Source organism: Nonomuraea polychroma, from assembly GCF_004011505.1.
Lineage (GTDB): Bacteria > Actinomycetota > Actinomycetes > Streptosporangiales > Streptosporangiaceae > Nonomuraea > Nonomuraea polychroma.
In genome coordinates this window covers 3,944,944-3,961,697 of the sequence record NZ_SAUN01000001.1, presented here as the reverse complement: position 1 = coordinate 3,961,697, position 16,754 = coordinate 3,944,944, and the positions used below count along the sequence as shown (strand labels likewise).

At 68.0% G+C, this 16,754-nt stretch carries 15 protein-coding genes and 1 pseudogene; 7 read left to right on the top strand and 9 right to left on the bottom strand.

Annotation, left to right across the window (positions count from 1 at the left end; genetic code table 11):
* Nucleotides 1-78 precede the first annotated feature (78 nt).
* On the bottom strand, nt 79-582 hold the full coding sequence (locus EDD27_RS17975) for a hypothetical protein (protein WP_127933462.1): 504 nt from the start codon (nt 580-582) through the stop codon (nt 79-81).
* Nucleotides 583-1,071: 489 nt separating this feature from the next.
* Here EDD27_RS17975 and EDD27_RS17970 point away from each other — a divergent pair, with 489 nt between their 5' ends.
* The 3 genes from EDD27_RS17970 to EDD27_RS17960 all read left to right on the top strand — a co-directional run bounded on the left by EDD27_RS17970 (nt 1,072) and on the right by EDD27_RS17960 (nt 6,418).
* Nucleotides 1,072-2,277 (top strand): MATE family efflux transporter, encoded by a 1,206-nt coding sequence (locus EDD27_RS17970; RefSeq protein ID WP_164903670.1) that lies wholly within the window; start codon nt 1,072-1,074, stop codon nt 2,275-2,277.
* 716 nt (nt 2,278-2,993) lie between these two features.
* Nucleotides 2,994-3,155: a hypothetical protein gene (locus EDD27_RS17965; RefSeq protein ID WP_206641480.1), complete on the top strand. Its 162-nt coding sequence runs from the start codon at nt 2,994-2,996 to the stop codon at nt 3,153-3,155.
* Nucleotides 3,156-3,481: 326 nt separating this feature from the next.
* Complete coding sequence (locus EDD27_RS17960; protein WP_127933460.1) at nt 3,482-6,418, top strand: Tn3 family transposase; 2,937 nt, start codon at nt 3,482-3,484, stop codon at nt 6,416-6,418.
* On the opposite strand, the gene EDD27_RS17955 is transcribed toward EDD27_RS17960, so the two are convergent.
* Nucleotides 6,402-6,986 carry a nucleoside/nucleotide kinase family protein gene (locus tag EDD27_RS17955; RefSeq protein WP_206641479.1) on the bottom strand — a complete coding sequence of 195 codons (585 nt, stop codon included), beginning with the start codon at nt 6,984-6,986 and terminating at the stop codon, nt 6,402-6,404. The two genes, EDD27_RS17960 and EDD27_RS17955, sit on opposite strands and share 17 nt — an antisense overlap.
* Before the next feature lie 202 nt (nt 6,987-7,188).
* On the opposite strand from EDD27_RS17955, the gene EDD27_RS17950 reads away from it, so the two are divergent.
* Together EDD27_RS17950 and EDD27_RS17945 are read left to right on the top strand one after the other, a co-directional pair.
* Complete coding sequence (locus tag EDD27_RS17950) at nt 7,189-7,953, top strand: DinB family protein (protein ID WP_127933459.1); 765 nt, start codon at nt 7,189-7,191, stop codon at nt 7,951-7,953.
* A 100-nt stretch (nt 7,954-8,053) separates the two neighbouring features.
* A complete protein-coding gene (locus tag EDD27_RS17945; protein WP_164903669.1) occupies nt 8,054-8,254 on the top strand; it encodes a serine protease family protein in 201 nt (66 codons plus the stop codon).
* 129 nt (nt 8,255-8,383) lie between these two features.
* Here the strand turns inward: EDD27_RS17945 and EDD27_RS17940 are convergent, their stop codons facing one another.
* Together EDD27_RS17940 and EDD27_RS17935 are read right to left on the bottom strand one after the other, a co-directional pair.
* Nucleotides 8,384-8,782 (bottom strand): MmcQ/YjbR family DNA-binding protein, encoded by a 399-nt coding sequence (locus tag EDD27_RS17940; protein ID WP_127933457.1) that lies wholly within the window; start codon nt 8,780-8,782, stop codon nt 8,384-8,386.
* 82 nt (nt 8,783-8,864) lie between these two features.
* Complete coding sequence (locus EDD27_RS17935) at nt 8,865-9,302, bottom strand: hypothetical protein (protein ID WP_127933456.1); 438 nt, start codon at nt 9,300-9,302, stop codon at nt 8,865-8,867.
* Between the two features lie 200 nt (nt 9,303-9,502).
* Between EDD27_RS17935 and EDD27_RS17930 the strand changes: the two genes are divergently transcribed.
* Nucleotides 9,503-10,363: a recombinase family protein gene (locus tag EDD27_RS17930; RefSeq protein WP_241564095.1), complete on the top strand. Its 861-nt coding sequence runs from the start codon at nt 9,503-9,505 to the stop codon at nt 10,361-10,363.
* A gap of 44 nt (nt 10,364-10,407) precedes the next feature.
* On the opposite strand, the gene EDD27_RS17925 is transcribed toward EDD27_RS17930, so the two are convergent.
* Together EDD27_RS17925 and EDD27_RS17920 are read right to left on the bottom strand one after the other, a co-directional pair.
* A complete protein-coding gene (locus tag EDD27_RS17925; RefSeq protein WP_127933455.1) occupies nt 10,408-10,785 on the bottom strand; it encodes a hypothetical protein in 378 nt (125 codons plus the stop codon).
* A 229-nt stretch (nt 10,786-11,014) separates the two neighbouring features.
* Complete coding sequence (locus tag EDD27_RS17920) at nt 11,015-11,740, bottom strand: SDR family NAD(P)-dependent oxidoreductase (RefSeq protein WP_127933454.1); 726 nt, start codon at nt 11,738-11,740, stop codon at nt 11,015-11,017.
* A gap of 247 nt (nt 11,741-11,987) precedes the next feature.
* Here EDD27_RS17920 and EDD27_RS17915 point away from each other — a divergent pair.
* Nucleotides 11,988-12,438, top strand: a pseudogene (locus tag EDD27_RS17915) (sigma-70 family RNA polymerase sigma factor); the annotation flags it as partial.
* 278 nt (nt 12,439-12,716) lie between these two features.
* On the opposite strand, the gene EDD27_RS17910 reads toward EDD27_RS17915, so the two are convergent.
* From EDD27_RS17910 to qcrB, 3 genes are all read right to left on the bottom strand, one after another.
* Nucleotides 12,717-13,556: an NAD(P)H-binding protein gene (locus EDD27_RS17910; RefSeq protein ID WP_127933453.1), complete on the bottom strand. Its 840-nt coding sequence runs from the start codon at nt 13,554-13,556 to the stop codon at nt 12,717-12,719.
* A 63-nt stretch (nt 13,557-13,619) separates the two neighbouring features.
* On the bottom strand, nt 13,620-15,365 hold the full coding sequence (locus EDD27_RS17905; protein ID WP_127933452.1) for an L-aspartate oxidase: 1,746 nt from the start codon (nt 15,363-15,365) through the stop codon (nt 13,620-13,622).
* Nucleotides 15,349-16,698, bottom strand: a complete 1,350-nt coding sequence (qcrB, locus tag EDD27_RS17900) for a cytochrome bc1 complex cytochrome b subunit (protein ID WP_127933451.1) — start codon at nt 16,696-16,698, stop codon at nt 15,349-15,351. Before qcrB ends, EDD27_RS17905 begins: the two co-directional genes overlap by 17 nt.
* Nucleotides 16,699-16,754: the final 56 nt, after the last annotated feature.

Sequence of the window (16,754 nt, the reverse complement as noted above, 5' to 3'; positions counted from 1 at the left end):
GTCCTTGTCGAGCACGGCCTGGGCGGCGGCTGGCGGCGATGTGGTCCGGGTGTAGCTCTTCCGCAGTGACTGGTTAGATCAGGCTGTGGGGGTGTATCCGTCCTGGTGACGGCTGCGGCGAATGCGCTGGTTCTCGCGGTCGACATGGAAAGCCCAGTACCGATCGAGATCGCTGTTGGCGATCACAGCGCGGAGCTTCAAGATAGCCTCGGCTCCGGCCAGTCCCCACCTGGCTCCGGTGATCTCCAGGCGGTCGCCGACCAGATAGCGGGCGGTCCCCTCCACGACACCGGTGGCGATCGGCCAGCCCTGCTCCAACGCCTGGTCATAGCGGAGGAATGCGCGGTGGCTGGTCAGGTAGCGAACAGCGGCCTTGAGGCCGTCGCGCCGGTCGGTGGGCAGGCAGGTGGCCTGAGCCTTCAGATCGGCGATCACCTCGTCGATGCGGCCGGCCAGCAGCCCGAGCGCCCAGCCGGCGACGCGTTGCTCGGCGGCCGGATCATCGGCGGCATGCAGGCAGCGGGCCCCGCGCCAGAGGTATTCCAGCACGTGGATCAGATCACAGACGATATGGATCGGCACGTGGCGGCGATCGGCTCCCAGTCGCACTTGGCGCGCCTGCGAAATCGCCAGGGGAATCTACGCCGTCCGACGAGAGTGCGCGACTTTCTTGGGCGGCTTGTGTCTCACACGGTGTGAGGTCGTATTCAGGAGGTGCCGACTTCAGGAGGTGCATCGTGGGAATGGCAGGGCGTGTCGATGAGGTCCTGCGTTCGGGTAAGGCGCCGAACCTGCACGGGCTCGTGGTGATGCGGGACAGGCAGGTGCTGGTCGAGTGGTACGGGGCCGGGCGCGATTGAATGTAGCCATCGTCCCACAGGTCAATTCGCGCCCCCAGCCGTTGCGTCCCCGGAGGTCCGCATGTTTCCCTTAGCCGCTCATAAAAGAAGGGGGGTGTGGCGAACCATCTCCGGCCTCGCTGTTCCTCTTTTTGTGGCCGGGTCCCTCAATTTCGCTGCCCAGCTCGGAATTATCGCCATTCTGGGGCGTATGGGGGGAGAGGCCATTTATGTGCGTTCCCTGTATCAGCCTGTCAGCCTCATCGTCCTTGCCCTGAGTGTGGGCTTCGCGGTCTGCAACCAGGTCGCCGCCGCGATCAGCAAGGGGGCCGGGCGCCCCCAGGACGTCATGTCGAACGCCGCCAGCCTGGCCAGGGTATGGCTCGGGCTCGGCGCGGCCCTGTACCTGGGCCTCGCGGTCGCGGCTCCCTCCCTGACGGGTCTCCTTCATGTGGACGCCGGGCTGCGGGACACGTTTGCCTCCTTCCTGCGCTGGACCAGCGCCGCCAGTCTGCTGGCCGTCGGGGCGGAGCTGTGCGCGTCCAGCCTGCGCGGCTATGGGTATGTGCGACAGGCCACCGTCCTGGTCATCTGGACGGCGACCGTGAGGATCGGCCTGGTGGCCGGCCTCGGGCTCGGTGCCGACATCGGAATCGCGGCAGTGCCCATCGCCGAGGCGGCAGCGGGTCTGACCGGCCTGACCATGGGCCTGGTGCTGCTGCGCCGCACCGAGCTGTGGCATCCGCCCACCGTCCGGATCTGGCGGCGCGAGGTGTTCACCGACCTGCGCCGCATCGGTGTACCCATCGCCATGTCCTTTCTCGTGCTCTCCGCGTACAACCTCGCGGTCATCGGCGTCCTCGGGAACTACGGGGAGAACGCCGTGGCCGGGTTCACGGTCGCTTCCACCCTGCAGAGCGTCGTGCTGCTGCCGGGCATGGTCCTGGGTACAGCCACAGCGATCACCATTAACCAGCAACGCGGCGCGGGCGAATGGCGGCGAATACGTGAATCGATGCGCGGTGGCATTGAGGTCACCGTCGTGACCTACGTGGTGATCGCGGCGCTGGTGTGGTCACTGCATGACCCGCTGGCGCGGCTGATAGGCGGCGACGCCGGGGTGGCCGCAGCTACGGGCAGTTACCTGGGCGCCGTGGCGCTCACCTACGCCGTCCAGGGACCCGTGCTCGCCTCGCTGACCGTCATGGAGGAGACCGGCGGCGGCTTCCGGGCCATCGTGCTCAACGCAATCTACTTCGGCCTGATCGTCGCGGTCGGCGCGGCGGCGGCACACGCCGTCGGCAGCGCGGACGGCTTCTACGCCGCGGTGGCGTACTGCAACCTGATCGGCGTGACGGTGCCGCTCATCGCCGTACGACACATACGAAAGCTGTCGGCCAGGGGCAGCGCCGCTCAGGCAGCCGTCGCGACCGGCTGAAGCACAACGGGAGCCAGACGACGACGGGCACGGGGCGGTGTTCCGTTGCAGCCGCGCCCCGTCGACAACCAGGCCACTCTCTCCGACTACGCGATCATCGGCTCCAAAAATCTTGTACGAGCAAGTGGGCCGTCACGCAACCTTGGCTGGGTAACTGGTCCGGGTGTAGCTCTCTTCCGCAGTGACCTGCTGAGCTGGGCGTTTGCTGGCCTGGCTGTTTGATCCTGAAACCGCCTTCTACCGTGGGTGCAGGCGTGTGAGGCGGTGATGGCGATGGCTTCGTTGCTGGAGGAGCTGGTCCGGCGGCAGGCGGAGTTCCGTCAGCGGATCGAGGAGCTCGGTGAGCAACTCGCCGAAGTGCGGGCACGGCTGGAGGCCGAGGAGACCCGGCTGTCGCGGTTGCTGATCGCGCAGGAGGTGGTGGAGGAAATCCTGGACAAGGCGGGCCGGCTGGTCGCGGACTCGGTGCTGCAGGGTGAGGATGCCGATGTCGCTGAAACGCCGCAGGACGGGCAGGAGGTCGAGGTGGTGCGGCGGGGTGTGGTGACGGTGCCGCCCTGGCGTCAGGACCTGGAGCCTTCGGTGTTGCCTCGAGCGTATCGGGATGTGCTGGAGGTGTTGACCGATGCCGGGGGAGCGATGCGGGCCGGGAAGATCTCATCAGCGATGGGGCGGGGTGAGTCGGCCGCGGCGGTGGAGAGCCTGCGGGGCAGCTGGTGCAGATCAATGGCGGCCCGGGGTTGCTCGTCCGAGTCAACGGCGAGACCGACGGCGTGGTGGCGGTGCGCGTGGAGAACGGCTACGTCACCGGCGCCTACCACGTGCGCAATCCGGAGAAGCTGTCGCGTATTGAACAGGAGACCGCCGTGAGCCGCTGAGAACCCGTCCTTGAACCAGCCTGCCGGTGCCGAATTCCAGGACATCGGCACCGGCGAGGAAGTTCACGGCCGGATCGAGGACCGCGTGGGCAAAGGTGGTGAGAGGTACTTCCTCGGTGCGGGCACGACTCCCAGCCTTCTCAGTCTGGGGCCCTCCAACCAGGCCCGGAACTCCTAAAGCTACGGCGAGCCGCAAAGTAGCGGTGAGCTACCTTTCGGGTTCGTCGCGTAGTGGTTGCAAGTAGGTCAATCCCGGTGAAATGGGCGACCTTTTCCTTGATCGTGAGCCATGTCCTGGTGGTGGTCTCGGTCTGGGAGTGGTGGGGATGCGCGCGGAGTGGGAACCGGATGAGCTGATCGGTTCGTGGACGCTGGTCGAGGGTGATTGGAAGCTGATCCGTAACAAGTCGGGCGCGACGCGGTTGGGGTTCGCGTTGTTGCTGAAGTTCTATGAGCTTGAGGGCCGGTTCCCGGACGGTCCGCAGGCGGTTCCGCTGGTCGCGGTCGACTATGTGGCGTCGCTGGTGAAGGTCGACGCCGGGGAGTTCGCGAAGTACCGGTGGACGGGGCGGACGATCGAGTATCACCGCAAGCAGATCAGGGAGGCGTTCGGGACGCGGCCGGCGACGGAGGAGGATGAGGACCGGTGGGCACGGTGGCTGGCGGAGGAGATGTGCCCGACGGAGACGAGTCGCCAGCGGCTTGCTGAGGCGCTGCGCCGCAGATGCCGGAGCGAGGATGTGGAGCCGCCGACGCCCGGCCAGGTGGAGCGGGTGGTGGGGTCGGGCCTTTCCAAGTTCGAGGTGGCGTTCTCGGAGGGCGTGGTGGGCACACTGGGGTCGGTGGTGTGCGGCAGGTTGCAGGATCTGCTGGACCGTCCGCATGTGCTGGCGGAGTTGAAGTCCGACCCGGGTCCGCTGGGGTTGGACACGTTGCTGGCGGAGATCGGGAAGCTGGCGACGGCTCGGTCGCTGGGGCTGCCGGACGGGGTCTTCTCCGGGGTGTCGGATCGGATCGTGGCGGCGTGGCGGACGCGGCCGATGCGGATGTACCCGTCGGACTTCGAGGACAGCTCCGAGCCGGTGCGGTACACGCTGCTGGCGGCATTGTGCTGGACGCGGCAGGCCGAGCTGGTCGACGGGCTGGTCGGGCTGCTGATCGACCTGATTCACCGGATCAACGCGCGGGCCGAGCGGCGGGTGGAGCGGGAGCTGGTCGGCGAGTTGACGAAGGCACGGGGCAAGCGCGGCATCTACGTCAACATGATCAAAGCCGCGATCGAGCGCCCCGACGACACGGTGCGGGAGGCGGTGTATCCGGCGGTGCCGGGTGGGGTGGGAACGCTGAAGTCATTGGCGCGGGAGCTGATGGCCACCGAGCGGGCTGTCTCCGAGCGGATCCGCTACCAGCTGCGCGGCTCCTACTCCCACCACTACCGGCGGATGCTCGGGCCGATCCTGGCGGCGTTGGAGTTCAAGTGCAACAACACCGCCTACCGACCGGTGATGGACGCGATCGACTTGCTGTCTCGGTACGCGGGGGTCGCAGCGACCGAGCGGTACTACGCCGAGACCGAGCGGGTGCCGATCGAGGGCGTGGTGCAGTGGGCGTGGCGGGACGCGGTGGTGGACGCCGAGTCCCGGCGGGTCGAGCGAATCCCGTACGAGCTGTGCGTGCTGATCGCGTTGCGGGAGGCGCTGCGGCGCCGTGAGGTGTACGTGCAGGGCGCTGGCCGGTGGCGCGATCCGGACAAGGACCTGCCCGGCGACTTCGAGACCAACCGCGACGTCCACTACGCCGCCCTGTCCAAGCCCCTGGATGCCACCGAGTTCATAGCCGACCTCAAAAGCCGCCTGACCGTGGGCCTGGACCGGCTGAACACCGGCCTCGTCGAGGGCACCACAGGAGGCGTGAAGATCACCACCCGGAAGGGCAAGCCGTGGGTGTCGGTCCCGAAGCTCGACAAGCTGCCCGAGCCGAAGAACCTCACTGCTCTGAAGGCCGAGGTGCAGCGCCGCTGGGGCACCATCGACCTGCTGGACATCCTGAAGAACACCGCGTTCATCACCGACTTCCCCGACCTGTTCACCTCGGTCGCGACCCGCGAGGTCCTGTCCAAGGAGACCTTGAGCAAGCGGCTTCTGCTCGTGTTGATCGCGCTCGGCACCAACATGGGGATCCGACAGATGTCAGCGACCGGTGAGCACGGCCATACCGAGGCCGAGCTACGGCACGTCCGCCAGACCTTCATCACTCGGGAGAACCTGCGTGCCGCGATCGTGTCCGTGGTGAATGCGACCCTGGAGGCCCGGGACCCGAAGTGGTGGGGGAAGGCGACGTCGACGGCATCGGACTCAAAGCGGTTCGCCTCCTGGGACTCCAACCTGATGACCGAATTCCACGCCCGGTACGGCGGCTACGGCGTCATGATCTACTGGCATGTCGACAAGGGTCGGCTGTGCGTCTACTCACAGCTGAAGTCGTGTTCCTCCTCGGAGGTTGCGGCGATGATCGAGGGGCTGCTGCGGCACGGCACCGACGCCGACATAGAGGCGAACTACACCGACACCCATGGAGCTTCGCTGGTGGGTTTTGCCTTCACCGAGGTCCTGGGGTTCAAGCTGCTGCCCCGGCTGAAGAACATCGGCGCGATCCAGCTGTACGCGCCGACCGCGAACCAGGCCGCGTGGCCGAAGCTGGCGAAGGTCCTGAAGCAGCGGCCGATCGACTGGGATCTGATCGCCCGCAACTACGATCAGATCATCAAGTACGCGACCGCGCTCCGCCTTCGCACTAACGAGGCCGAGCAGGTGCTGCGCCGGTTTATGAAGTCCAAGAGTGGGGGCCCCAAGCAGCCGGTCTACCTCGCCCTGGAAGAACTCGGCCGGGTCGTGCGCACCATCTTCGCCTGCGACTACCTCGCCGATGAGGAACTCCGCCGTGAGATCAACAATGGGCTGCAGGTCGTGGAGAACTGGAACAGCGCCAACGACAAGATCTTCTACGGTCGTGAGGGCACCCTCACCGGTTCCGATCGCGAGCACGCCGAGGTGTCCATGCTCGCACTGCACCTACTCCAGTCCTCGCTGGTGTTCATCAACACCCAGCTCCTCCAGGCCGTGCTACGAGATCCGAAGTGGGCGCGGAAGCTCACCGACGAGGACCACCGGGCGCTCTCACCCCTATTCTGGGTCCACATCAACCCCTACGGCCGGTTCCGCCTCGACATGAACACCCGCCTCGATCTCAGTCTGGCCGCCTGAGGACGAGTTCATGCCGATCCCCGGTCGTTCCGGGGCGCGCGGATCGGATGTCCCAGGTCGGCTCGTGGAGCTGATCGTTGTACACGATGATGTCAGCGTGATCGGTCGGGCGGGCTGTCGCGAAGTAGAGCTGTTGGGATGGGATGTAGCGGTGGCGCCAGGACCGTTCGATCTCGGCGGCATCGGCGGATCCGGCCATCGCCATGCTGCGGGTCAGGGCGCGATCTATGGTCTGCTCGAAGTCGACGGACACGAAGATCCGCAGATCCCATTGGTCGATGAGTTCTGGCCGCAGGAGGAAGACGCCGTCGAAGAGGAGTACGGCGTCTTCGACGGCGGTCGTGGCCGGTGAGGACAGCGGGCCGGTCAGCATCGCGGTCGTAGACCGTGTGCTGGAACTTGCGGTCTCCGCCTGGGCCGAGCGGATCAAGCAGGACTTGGCACAGCGCTTTGTGATCGTGAGCGTCGTGCCGCCATCGAAGACACAAGCCACGAGAACCCGGGCGGCGCGGCCATCGTCGCCTATCTGGTCGGCGAACGGCGACCCGACGAGCTGCTCACGAGCCAACTGGGTAGTTGGCTACCCGCGCCGATGATTCCACGCGTCTACGTCTGGCTGGACGAGATGCCTCTCAACCGCGCGGGCAAGATCGATCGTCGAGCGCTCGCCAAGACGCTCGATCCCGCACTGCCCCGCCCGGACGCAACACGCAACCCTCACGTTGTGCCATTCACTGGCGCGGGCGGGACGGATACGGGAAACTGTCCCGATGCCTGCTGAATACACCCAAAGTGACCAGTTCCGTGGTGCCCGCATCCACCTGTGCGACCTCTCCGGCCTCGAGATTCGCGATTGCGACGTCACCGGCCTGAAGATCGTGGACTGCTATGGGGGCAACGTCTCCCTCGGTGGCAGCTTCGAGCGTGTCGTTGTCAACGACGTCGACGTGACCGCCTACGTCGAGGCCGAGCTCGACCGGCTGCATCCCAACCGGGTGCTGGCCCGTGAGGCCACGTCCGCCGCCGAATACCGGGCCGCTTGGGATGCCATCGAGAAGCAATGGGAGGAGACGCTCGACCGCGCCAGGCGCCTACCCGAGGCGAAGCTGCACGAGCAGGTCGACGGCGAGTGGTCGTTCGTCGAGACGCAGCGGCATCTGCTGATGGCCAGCGATGCCTGGATCGGCAACGCCGTGCTCGAGGAGGACGCGCCGTACCACCCGTTGGGCCTTCCTGGCGGCGGGATGCCGGCCGAAGCATCGGCGAAGCTCGGGCTCACCCTCGATGCCACCCCGACGCTCGACGAGGTACTCGCGCCGCGGCTCGCCCGCATGGCCACGATGCGCCGGGTCGTCGACGAGCTCACCGAGGCCGAGCTCGACCGGGTATGTGGTCGCAAGCCGGCCGACCCCTACCCGGACAAGGAGTACGTCGTGCGCCGTTGCCTCACGGTGGTGTGCAAGGAAGAGGCCGAGCATCACCGGTATGCGGTCCGCGACCTCACCGTACTCGAGGCCGGTGCCCGAACCGAGTGAAGGCGCGTCCCGGCAATGGACGGCGATCTCGCGATCCTGCGCTTGACCAGCCCATCTGTCGGAGCCCCTCATCGCACCCGCACTGCCCAGCCAGGGCGCGGTGCCGACCGGCGAGGTAGTCACGACCGGCTACGGAAAGACCAGCAATGCGGGCTTCCCCAACGAACGACGCGAGGTCTTCCTCGATGTCACGCCGCGGTGGACCTGCGAAGGCATCTACCAGTTCGTGAAGCCGATCACGCCCGGGATGAACTGCACCCGCAAATCCGGCCAGACGGCCGGAGCATGCGGCACTGGGTGATGTCGTCATCGGAATCGTCTCCTGAAATATCTCTGGCCAGTGCGGCAACCCGACCTATCCCACCGTGAATAGGAATGTTTCTCAGCACCGAACCTGGATAAGCGGCAACGTGGGGAGGTAGCCGGCGGTTCATCCACCTGCCTTCAGCCGGAACGCGAGGCGGCGGGGCGCCTGCACGCGATAGCTGTCCGTCACCAGCTCGGCAACCTCGACCCAGTCCGTCTCGTCGTCCAGCACCATTCCCACGACATTCACACCCCAGTCGGCCCGGAAGAACGGAGGGCCGGCATGCGCCAGCGCGGCCAACTCCCCGGGCGGCGCCCGGAAGGTCATCAGGATGGCCGGATCGTCCATATCGATGTACGCCGACCCCCTCCCGTCGGTGGTGTAGACGTGCAGGAACGTCCGCCGGCGAATCCGCCACCGCAGGCCGATCCACGCCGGCTCCTCGTACGCCTCGGGCAGCTCCCCGCAGATCACCCGGAGCCGGCCCACAACGGCGGGTGGAACGTCCGCGATGTCGCTCATCTGTACCTCCCGCGCCCATCCTGCCCGCCGGGTAGGACATCAGCACATCAGAGTCTCCGGGGTTGGCGGGGCCGCGCCGACGTCATAGGACTATCGGGCCCAGCTCGGTGACGACGCTGGCAAAGGTTCGGATGAGATCGGTTTCGGCGGCGGTGCGCCAGACAAGCGCGAAACGGGCGAGTGGTGCGTCGCGGATGAGCGGGTAGGCGATGCCGGGGTGTGGCGCCAGGCGTCTGGCTTGGGCCGTCACGGGTGCGATGGCCTCGCCGGTGAGCAGGAGTGGGATCTTCTGGTCGAAGCTGGCGACTTTCGGGCCGATGGTGATCGGTCGGCCGCTGGGGGTGTGGGTGGGGATGAAGGTGTGGCGCCAGTAGTCCGGCGCGGCGCCGCCGTCATCTGTGACCTCGGGCAGGGCCGTACCGCCTTCGGGGGGACCGTTCTGGTGGAATGAGATCTGTCCTCGAGGACGCGGTTCACACCCAACCGCGCTCTTGGCCAGGGCGCGGGGGTGGACCTGCAACGGAACCGTTTCTCCTCTTACAGCGATCGCGAGCCTGATATCCGCGTGAGCCTTGGAGGGTCGACGACGACAACGCAGTGTTTCATAGGTGGAAACCTATGAAACCCCGCCTCCGGCCGGACGCGTCCAGGGCGAACGCTGTTTCATAAGTCGGTGCAAATGGATGGCTGTCTGAAACGTTCCTATGAAACACTTCCGGGGTGTACGACGACGAGTTCCTCCGCGTGGAGGCCCACGCCTGCCCGATGACCTCCTGCGCTGCCCCGGCCAGCTCCCCCTGCCGAACCGGCAAGGGCAAGGTCGCCGTCCAGTACCACACCGCCCGCTTCCGGCTCGTGCCCGCGTTCGCCAAGGCGCTCAACGTCCCCACTCCGGCCATCCGCAAGCCGGGCGCACTGTGGATCGAACTGCCCCGCCCTGCCACGGCCGACGCCGAACCGGCCGGGCACGCGCGGATCGGCTACGCCCGCGCCTCCACTCTTCGCCAGTCCCTGGACACCCAGCTCGACGCGCTCAAGGCCGCCGGCGTCACCCGCGTCTTCGCCGAGAAGATCTCCACCCGCGCCACCATCCGCCCCGAGCTCGACAAGGCCGTCACCCTGGCCCGGGAACTGCGCGCGGCGGGCGTGGCGGTCACGCTCGTGGTGCACGAGCACAAACGGCTCGGCCGCGGCCTCGACCTGGCCGCCCTCGCCGAGCAGCTGCGCGCCGCCGACATCGGCCTGGAGTTCCTCACCGGCGAGCTGCAGGGCTCCCACGACCCCTCGGGCGTGGTGTTCACCGTGCTGGCCGCGCTGTCGGGGATGGAACGCGAGTACATCCGCGACCGCACCCTGGAAGGCCACGAATCCGCCCGCGCCCGCGGCAAGGCCATCGGCGGCGCCGCCGTCACCGACGAGAACATGCTCGCCATGGCCCTGCACCTGCGCGGCCAGAACCTCAGCCTGCGCGACATCGCCGCCCGCCTCGTCATCACCAGCGGCGCGAAAAAGGGCGGTCACCCCTCGGCCGCGACCGTCCTGCGCATGCTGCGCGACCACGACCAGCAGAGCGCGACCTGACGGGCCCGGCCCCGTCAACGCCCGGGGTACGGCTGAACGCGGAGCTATCGCGGGCGGATCGCCTCGGCCGCGCGGCGGCAGACCGGGTAGACCGGGTTCCCGCCGGCGTCCAGCCCCTCCACCAGACGGTCATCGATCACCACGACGTCCCACTCGCCCGGGGCGACCCTGCCCACCACCAGGCCCATCAGCCACGGCCACCACGTCTCATCGGTGTCGCCGGCCGTCAGCGGGTGGCGGACCTGCGCCGGGGACGCGTCCGGGAACGGGTTCGCCTGCCGGGCCAGCGCGTCGGCCAAGGTCTGCACGCCCAGTTCCAGGTCCGACTTGGTCGGCGTCGCCTCGATCGTGCCCGCGGCCAGCTCATCGGCCAGCGCCAGGATGACCGTGTTGCTTGCCGCGGACGCCTTCACCGCGGCCACGTGCTGGTCGGCCTTCGTGGCCGTGGCCGTGGCCGTGTTCAGGTTCTGGGCCTACCAGCGCTCGCCGGTCTCGACCCACAGCCACAGGTCATCGGGCTGCTCCCCGAACAGCTGCCGCTGTGCGCGGGGTTTCGATGGGGATCCGGTCGATCGCCTTGCGGTTGGCGGTGGTGGTCAGGAGCCTGTGACGAACCAGCCTTTGCCCGTCTGTCTCTCCGTTCTGGGATGTTTACCAGGCGATGGGGCCGAGGCGGTCGATGAAGGTCCCGGTTGGCCCGTCAGAGGCGAGCGTCGCGCGATCGATGATCGGATCACTGCCCTCGGTGACCGTCAACACGCCCACGGGGTTCATGTCGGTGGCGGGAAACCTGCCGTTGGCGACCTCGCCGGGGGTCACGGCGTTGAACTTGATGGCCGGCAGCGCCTGAGCGTATCGGACGGTGATCATGTTCAGTGCCGCCTTCGACGAGGTGTAGGCGAGTTCGTACATCTTCGAGACGGCTTGCCCGGGGTCGGTCACGAACGCGATAGACCCACCGGCGCCTGTGACCATCACCACCCGCGGGTTATCGGCCGCCTGCAACAGCGGCAGGAACGCGTTCGTGACCCGGACCGGCCCGTACACGTTGGTGTCGTAGACGGCGTGGATGTCCTTGGCCGTCGCGTCCGCCGGGTTGACACCGCCGCCGGGCGTGCCGGCGTTGTTGATCAGCACGTCGATCCGGTCGGTGTGCTCCCGGACTTGCCGCACAGCCCCGGCCACCGACTCCTCCGAGGTCACGTCCAAGGGGACCATGATGACGTGTGCGCCGTCGGCGGCCAGCTTCTGCGCGGCGGCCCTTCCCCGGCCCTCGTCGCGTGAGCCGAGGAAGACCCTCCAGCCCAGCTCTCCGAGCCTGCGCGCGGTCTCGTAGCCCAGGCCTTTGTTCGCTCCAGTGATCAATACTGAGGTCATGTTCTCTCCTGACGTTGTTGTACTTACGACCATGTGGCGGTTCCGGCCCGATTCCTGTGACACTGCCGAGGTGTGATGTAGGCCACCAGCGGCGGTTGACACAAGCCGGCGGGATCGGCATCTTGTGTGCAGGCGCCGTCGAGATCAGCGTGGAAGGCCAGCAATATGTAAGGGCAGCGACCAGACGGACCGCACCACCGAGGCGTTCGTCGTCCATCCCAACCTGCTGTTCACCGTCGCCTACGAGATGCTCGGCTCGGCCGCCGATGCCGAAGATGTTCTGCGGGAGACCTGGCTGCGATGGTCGGGCGTCGATCTCGACGCAGTGCCGGACCAGCGGGCCTACCTGGTCCCGCTCGCCATCCGGCGGGCCCTGGACCGGCTGCGCGCCATGAAGCGCCGCAAGGAGTCCTACGTCGGCCCCTGGCTGCCTGAGCCGCTGCTCACCGCGCCGGACGTGGCCGAGGACATCGAGCTCGCCGAGAGCATGTCGATGGCGCTCATGCTCGTCCTGGAGACGCTGTCGCCGACCGAGCGCGCCGTGTTCGTGCTGCGCGAGGCCTTCGCTATCGGCTACGACGAGATCGCCGACGCCGTCGGCAAGAGCCCCCGCGGCCGTCCGCCAGCTCGCACACCGCTCCCGCCGGCACGTCGATGCCCGCCGCCCTCGTGAAGTAGTCTGCCCGAGCCAGGCCCAGCTACGGCCGCTGCCTTCACGACCTCATCACCATGGTGGGTGACCTGCGCAAGCGCGAGATCGGCTGCACCAGCCGGCACGAACGCCTGGGACCACCACCCCCGGCGGCCGCCTCGTCTTCCACGTCTTCGCCGTACTTCTCTCTTCCTGAAGGATTGAGCCGTTCTGAAGGATTTAGCCTTTCCGAAGGGGTGAGCCGAACGGCGATCCAGCCGCGTCCCTGGCTGCCGGGCGCGTCCCTCGGGACGCGCCCGGCGGCCGGCGGGTGCCGCCTATCGGTCAAGCCGGCGCTGCGCCGAAGGCGGCGGCGTGGTCGGCGACCCACTGTGCGTAGGTGAAGGGCGGTCGGCCGGTGACCTGTTCGACCGTCGGCAGGACCTCCGCGGTCTTGCCGACTCTCGCGGTGAGCGCGTCGACGTAATCGTCGATCCCCGCAGCGGGCATGCCGTGGCGGGCCATCTGGTCCCGGAACCAGTCCTCGGACTGCTCCTCCCACCGCAACGGCCGCCCGAGGGTCTCCGCGATGATGCGCAGGCGGTCGATCTGGGTCAGCGACTGCGGTCCGGTCACCGAGTACCCCTCGCCGGCACGCCCATCGAGGAGGCTGCGGACGGCGACCGCGGCGATGTCGCGCGGGTCGACCGGGGCCGTCGCGGCCTCGCCGTACCGGCCGCGCACGACATCGCCCTCGATGATCTGGGGCGCCCAGACCAGGTCGTTGGTCGGAAGCCCGTCGGGCCGCACGAAGGTCCACGCCAACCCGGACGCTTGGACGGATCGTTCGAGCCGCAGGTGCACCTCGCCGACCCAGCCGGGCTCGGGCCACGTGACCGACACCGAGGACAGCATCACGACATGGCGCAGGCCGGCTCGCTTGGCCACGTCGAGGAATCCGTCGATGCCCTGGAGGACGGGGAACAGGAAGGCCCGCTCGATGCCGGACAGTGCCTCAGGCAGGGTCTCCGGCCGGGTCAGGTCGCCGGTCACGACCTGGACCTGGTCCGCAAAGGCATGGCCGCTGGGGTTGCGGGTCAGGACACGGACCTTCTCACCCTCCTCCAGGAGTTGGCGGACGACGTGGGAACCGACGTTTCCGGTGGCACCGGTTACCAGGATCATGGTTGAGATCTCCTTAATTTCTTTCTCTTTGTGTGAGCCGGGGGCCGGTCGGTGACGATCGCGTCACTCGACCAGCCGCCCGGTGGATTCGAGGTCGGCCGTGCGTTCCACGAGGCGGGCGAGCTCCGGGGCGGGCTTGAGCACGGCGCGGCTGGCGAGCCGGAGTCCCGACTCGGTCGAGGACACTTCCAGCGTTCTGGTCAGCGTCTCGTCCAAGGCCGGATAGTCGCTGCGGTTGTGACAGCCTCGGGTCTCCCGGCGGGCGATGGCCCCCAGGACGGTCGCCTCGGCCACGAGCAGCGCCGCCCGCAGGTCGAGCAGATGCGCGAGGTCCTCGTAGCCTTCGGCGGTGGGCGAGACGTCCACGTCCCGCGCTCGTTCGGTCAGGGCCTCGATGCCGGCCAGGGCTTGCTTCAGCCCGTCCTCGTCGCGGACCACGCCGCAGCGCTGCCACATGAGGGTGCGCAGGTCGCGCTGGATCGGCCGGGCGAACTCGCCGCCACGCTTGACCAGCCCGAGGAGCGCTTCGTTGACTGCGGTGACGACGGCGGAGGGGCGGCTGATGGTGGTCCTGTCCCTGGCCCAGGCGGCCGCCGCCTGGCCGGCGCGGCGGCCGAAGACCACGGTCTCGGTGAGTGAGTTACCGCCGAGCCGGTTGGCGCCGTGCAGGCCCGCGGTGACCTCGCCGGCGGCGTACAGGCCGGTCAGGTCGGTGGCGGTGGTCTCGGCATCGACGACCACGCCGCCCATGGAGTAGTGCGCGGTGGGCGCGACCTCCATGGGGGTGGTGGAGATGTCGAGGAGCTGGTGTTCGAGGAACTGCCGGTACATGCGCGGCAGCCGTTCCAAGATCAGAGCCTTGTCCTGGTGGGAAATATCGAGAAAAATCCCGCCGTTCGGTCCGGAGCGGCCCTCGGTGATCTCGGTGTAGCAGGCCAGGGCGACCCGGTCACGGGTGGACAACTCCATGCGCTCGGGGTCGTAGGCGGTCATGAACCGTTCGCCGAGCGCGTTGTACAGCCGTCCGCCCTCACCGCGCACCGCCTCGGTGACCAGGGTGCCGGCCACCTCTTCCGGATGGACCATCCCGGTGGGGTGGAACTGCACCAGCTCCAGGTCCGCCAGCCGGCAGCCCGCGCGCAGAGCCAGGCTCATGCCGTCGCCGGTGTTCTCGTCGCGGCGTGAGGAACTGCGCCGCCACAACCGCGTGTGCCCGCCCGCGGCCAGCACCACGGCGTCGGCATAGATGGCGGTCCTGGTCCCGGTGTCCAGGTCGAAGCCGAAGGCGCCGAAGCACTCGCCGTCGGCGTGCAGCAGGCCGGAGACGTAGAAGCGCTCACGCATCGCGATGCCCGCGCTCCTGCGCGCGAGAGTCTCGAGTACGGCACGGCCGGTCCAGTCACCGGCGAAACAGGTGCGGCGATAGGTGTGCGCGCCGAAGAAGCGCTGGTCCAGCCGGCCGTCGGGGAGACGGGTGAAAGGGGTGCCCCAGTCGGCGAGCTCACGGATCGCCTCGGGCGCCTCGCGGGCCAGGATCTCGATCATCGCCGGGTCCCCGAGGCCGTAGCCCTCCTTGTAGGTGTCGGCGAAGTGTTGTTCCCAGGTGTCCTGCGGGTCCCGGGTGCCCAGGACGGCGTTGATGCCGCCGGCGGCGAGGACGGTGTGGGCGTCCGTCCTGGCGCGCTTGCCGACGATGAGCACCTCGCATCCCGCCTCGGCGGCGGCGATCGCCGCCCGCAGCCCGGCCGCGCCGGAGCCGATGACCAGGACGTTCACCGCGTGGATCTCGATGTCAGTGTTGATTGGCATGGATACCTCTCTGAGCGGGGGATGCGATGACCTCGGTGTACTCACCGCGGGGCGAGCGGCGCAGGACGCCGGTCTCGATGCCGTGCGTGAGCTGCTGCCTGTCTTGTTCCTGCAGGGCCAGGCAGATGCGCCGGGTGAGCTCGAAGACCACGACCGGCCCGGCCACGATCGCGACGCGGAAGAACCAGGTGACGGCGAACAAGGACAGGTTGAAGTGGTGGGCGAGCTGGTCATTGGCGGCCGCCGCCCACAGCAGGCCGTAGAAGGTCATGCCGGCCGCGCCTGCGGCGGTGCGGACGGCGGCCTCACGGGGCCGGTCCAGGGTGTGGTGGATCCGGCTGTCGCCGGTGAGCCAGCGTTCGATGAGCGGATAGGCGGCCAGGACGGTGAAGAAGGCGCCCGGCACCATCAGGGCGGGAATGAGAACGGACAGGGTGAGCGGGCGACCGGCGACGATGGGTTCCCAGGCGGGCATGATGCGGATGGCACCGTCGAGGAAGCCCATGTACCAGTCGGGTACGGCTCCGGCGCCGGTGGTGCCAGGGCGGGCTGGGCCGTACAGCCAGATGGGGTTGATCTGCCCGACGGTGCCCAGCAAAGTGAGCATGCCGCAGGTGGCGAAGAACAACGCCAGCGAGCTGAGCGGCGGTATGTGGGTGGCGCCCGGGTAGTGGCTGTGGCCGTGCCGCCGCAGCAGCCAGCGTCCGACGACGAGCAGCTCGACCATGATCACCGGGATGAGCAGTACGTGCAGCCGGTAGAACAGCGGGATGACCTGGCCGCCGGGGACGGCGCCGCCGAACAGCAGGCCGGTCAGGTGGGTGCCGACGAGCGGGATGGACTGGGTGACACCCTGGATCAGGCTCAGGCTGCCACCGGAGAGCATGTCGTCGGGCAGAATGCCGCCGGTGACGCCCGCGGCGATGCCCAGGACGAACAGGGCGACCCAGATCAGCCAGTTCAGGCCGCGTGGCCGCCGGAAGGCGCCGGTGAAGAACAGGCGCAGCAGGTGCACGCACACGGCGCCGATGAAGATCAGCGTGGCCCAGTGGTGGACCTGCCGCATCAGCAGACCGCCGCGTACCTCCAGGCTGACCTCCAAGGTGGAGGCGAAAGCCTGGCTGACCAGCACGCCGCGCAGCGGAGTGTAGGCGCCCTGGTAGATGACCTGGGTCGTGTCCGGGTCGTAGAAGAAGGTCAGGAATGCTCCGGTGAGGACCAGGACCACCAGGCTGTAGATCGCGATCTGGCCGAACAGGAACGACCAATGGTCGGTACGGCTGAGTGGCCGCTTGCCCACAACGTGCGCCAGCCGTACCTGCAGGCCCTTCATGCGCCGACCACGCGGAAGAGTCCGGCGGAGTCCTTGGACTCCCGCCGATGCATGTG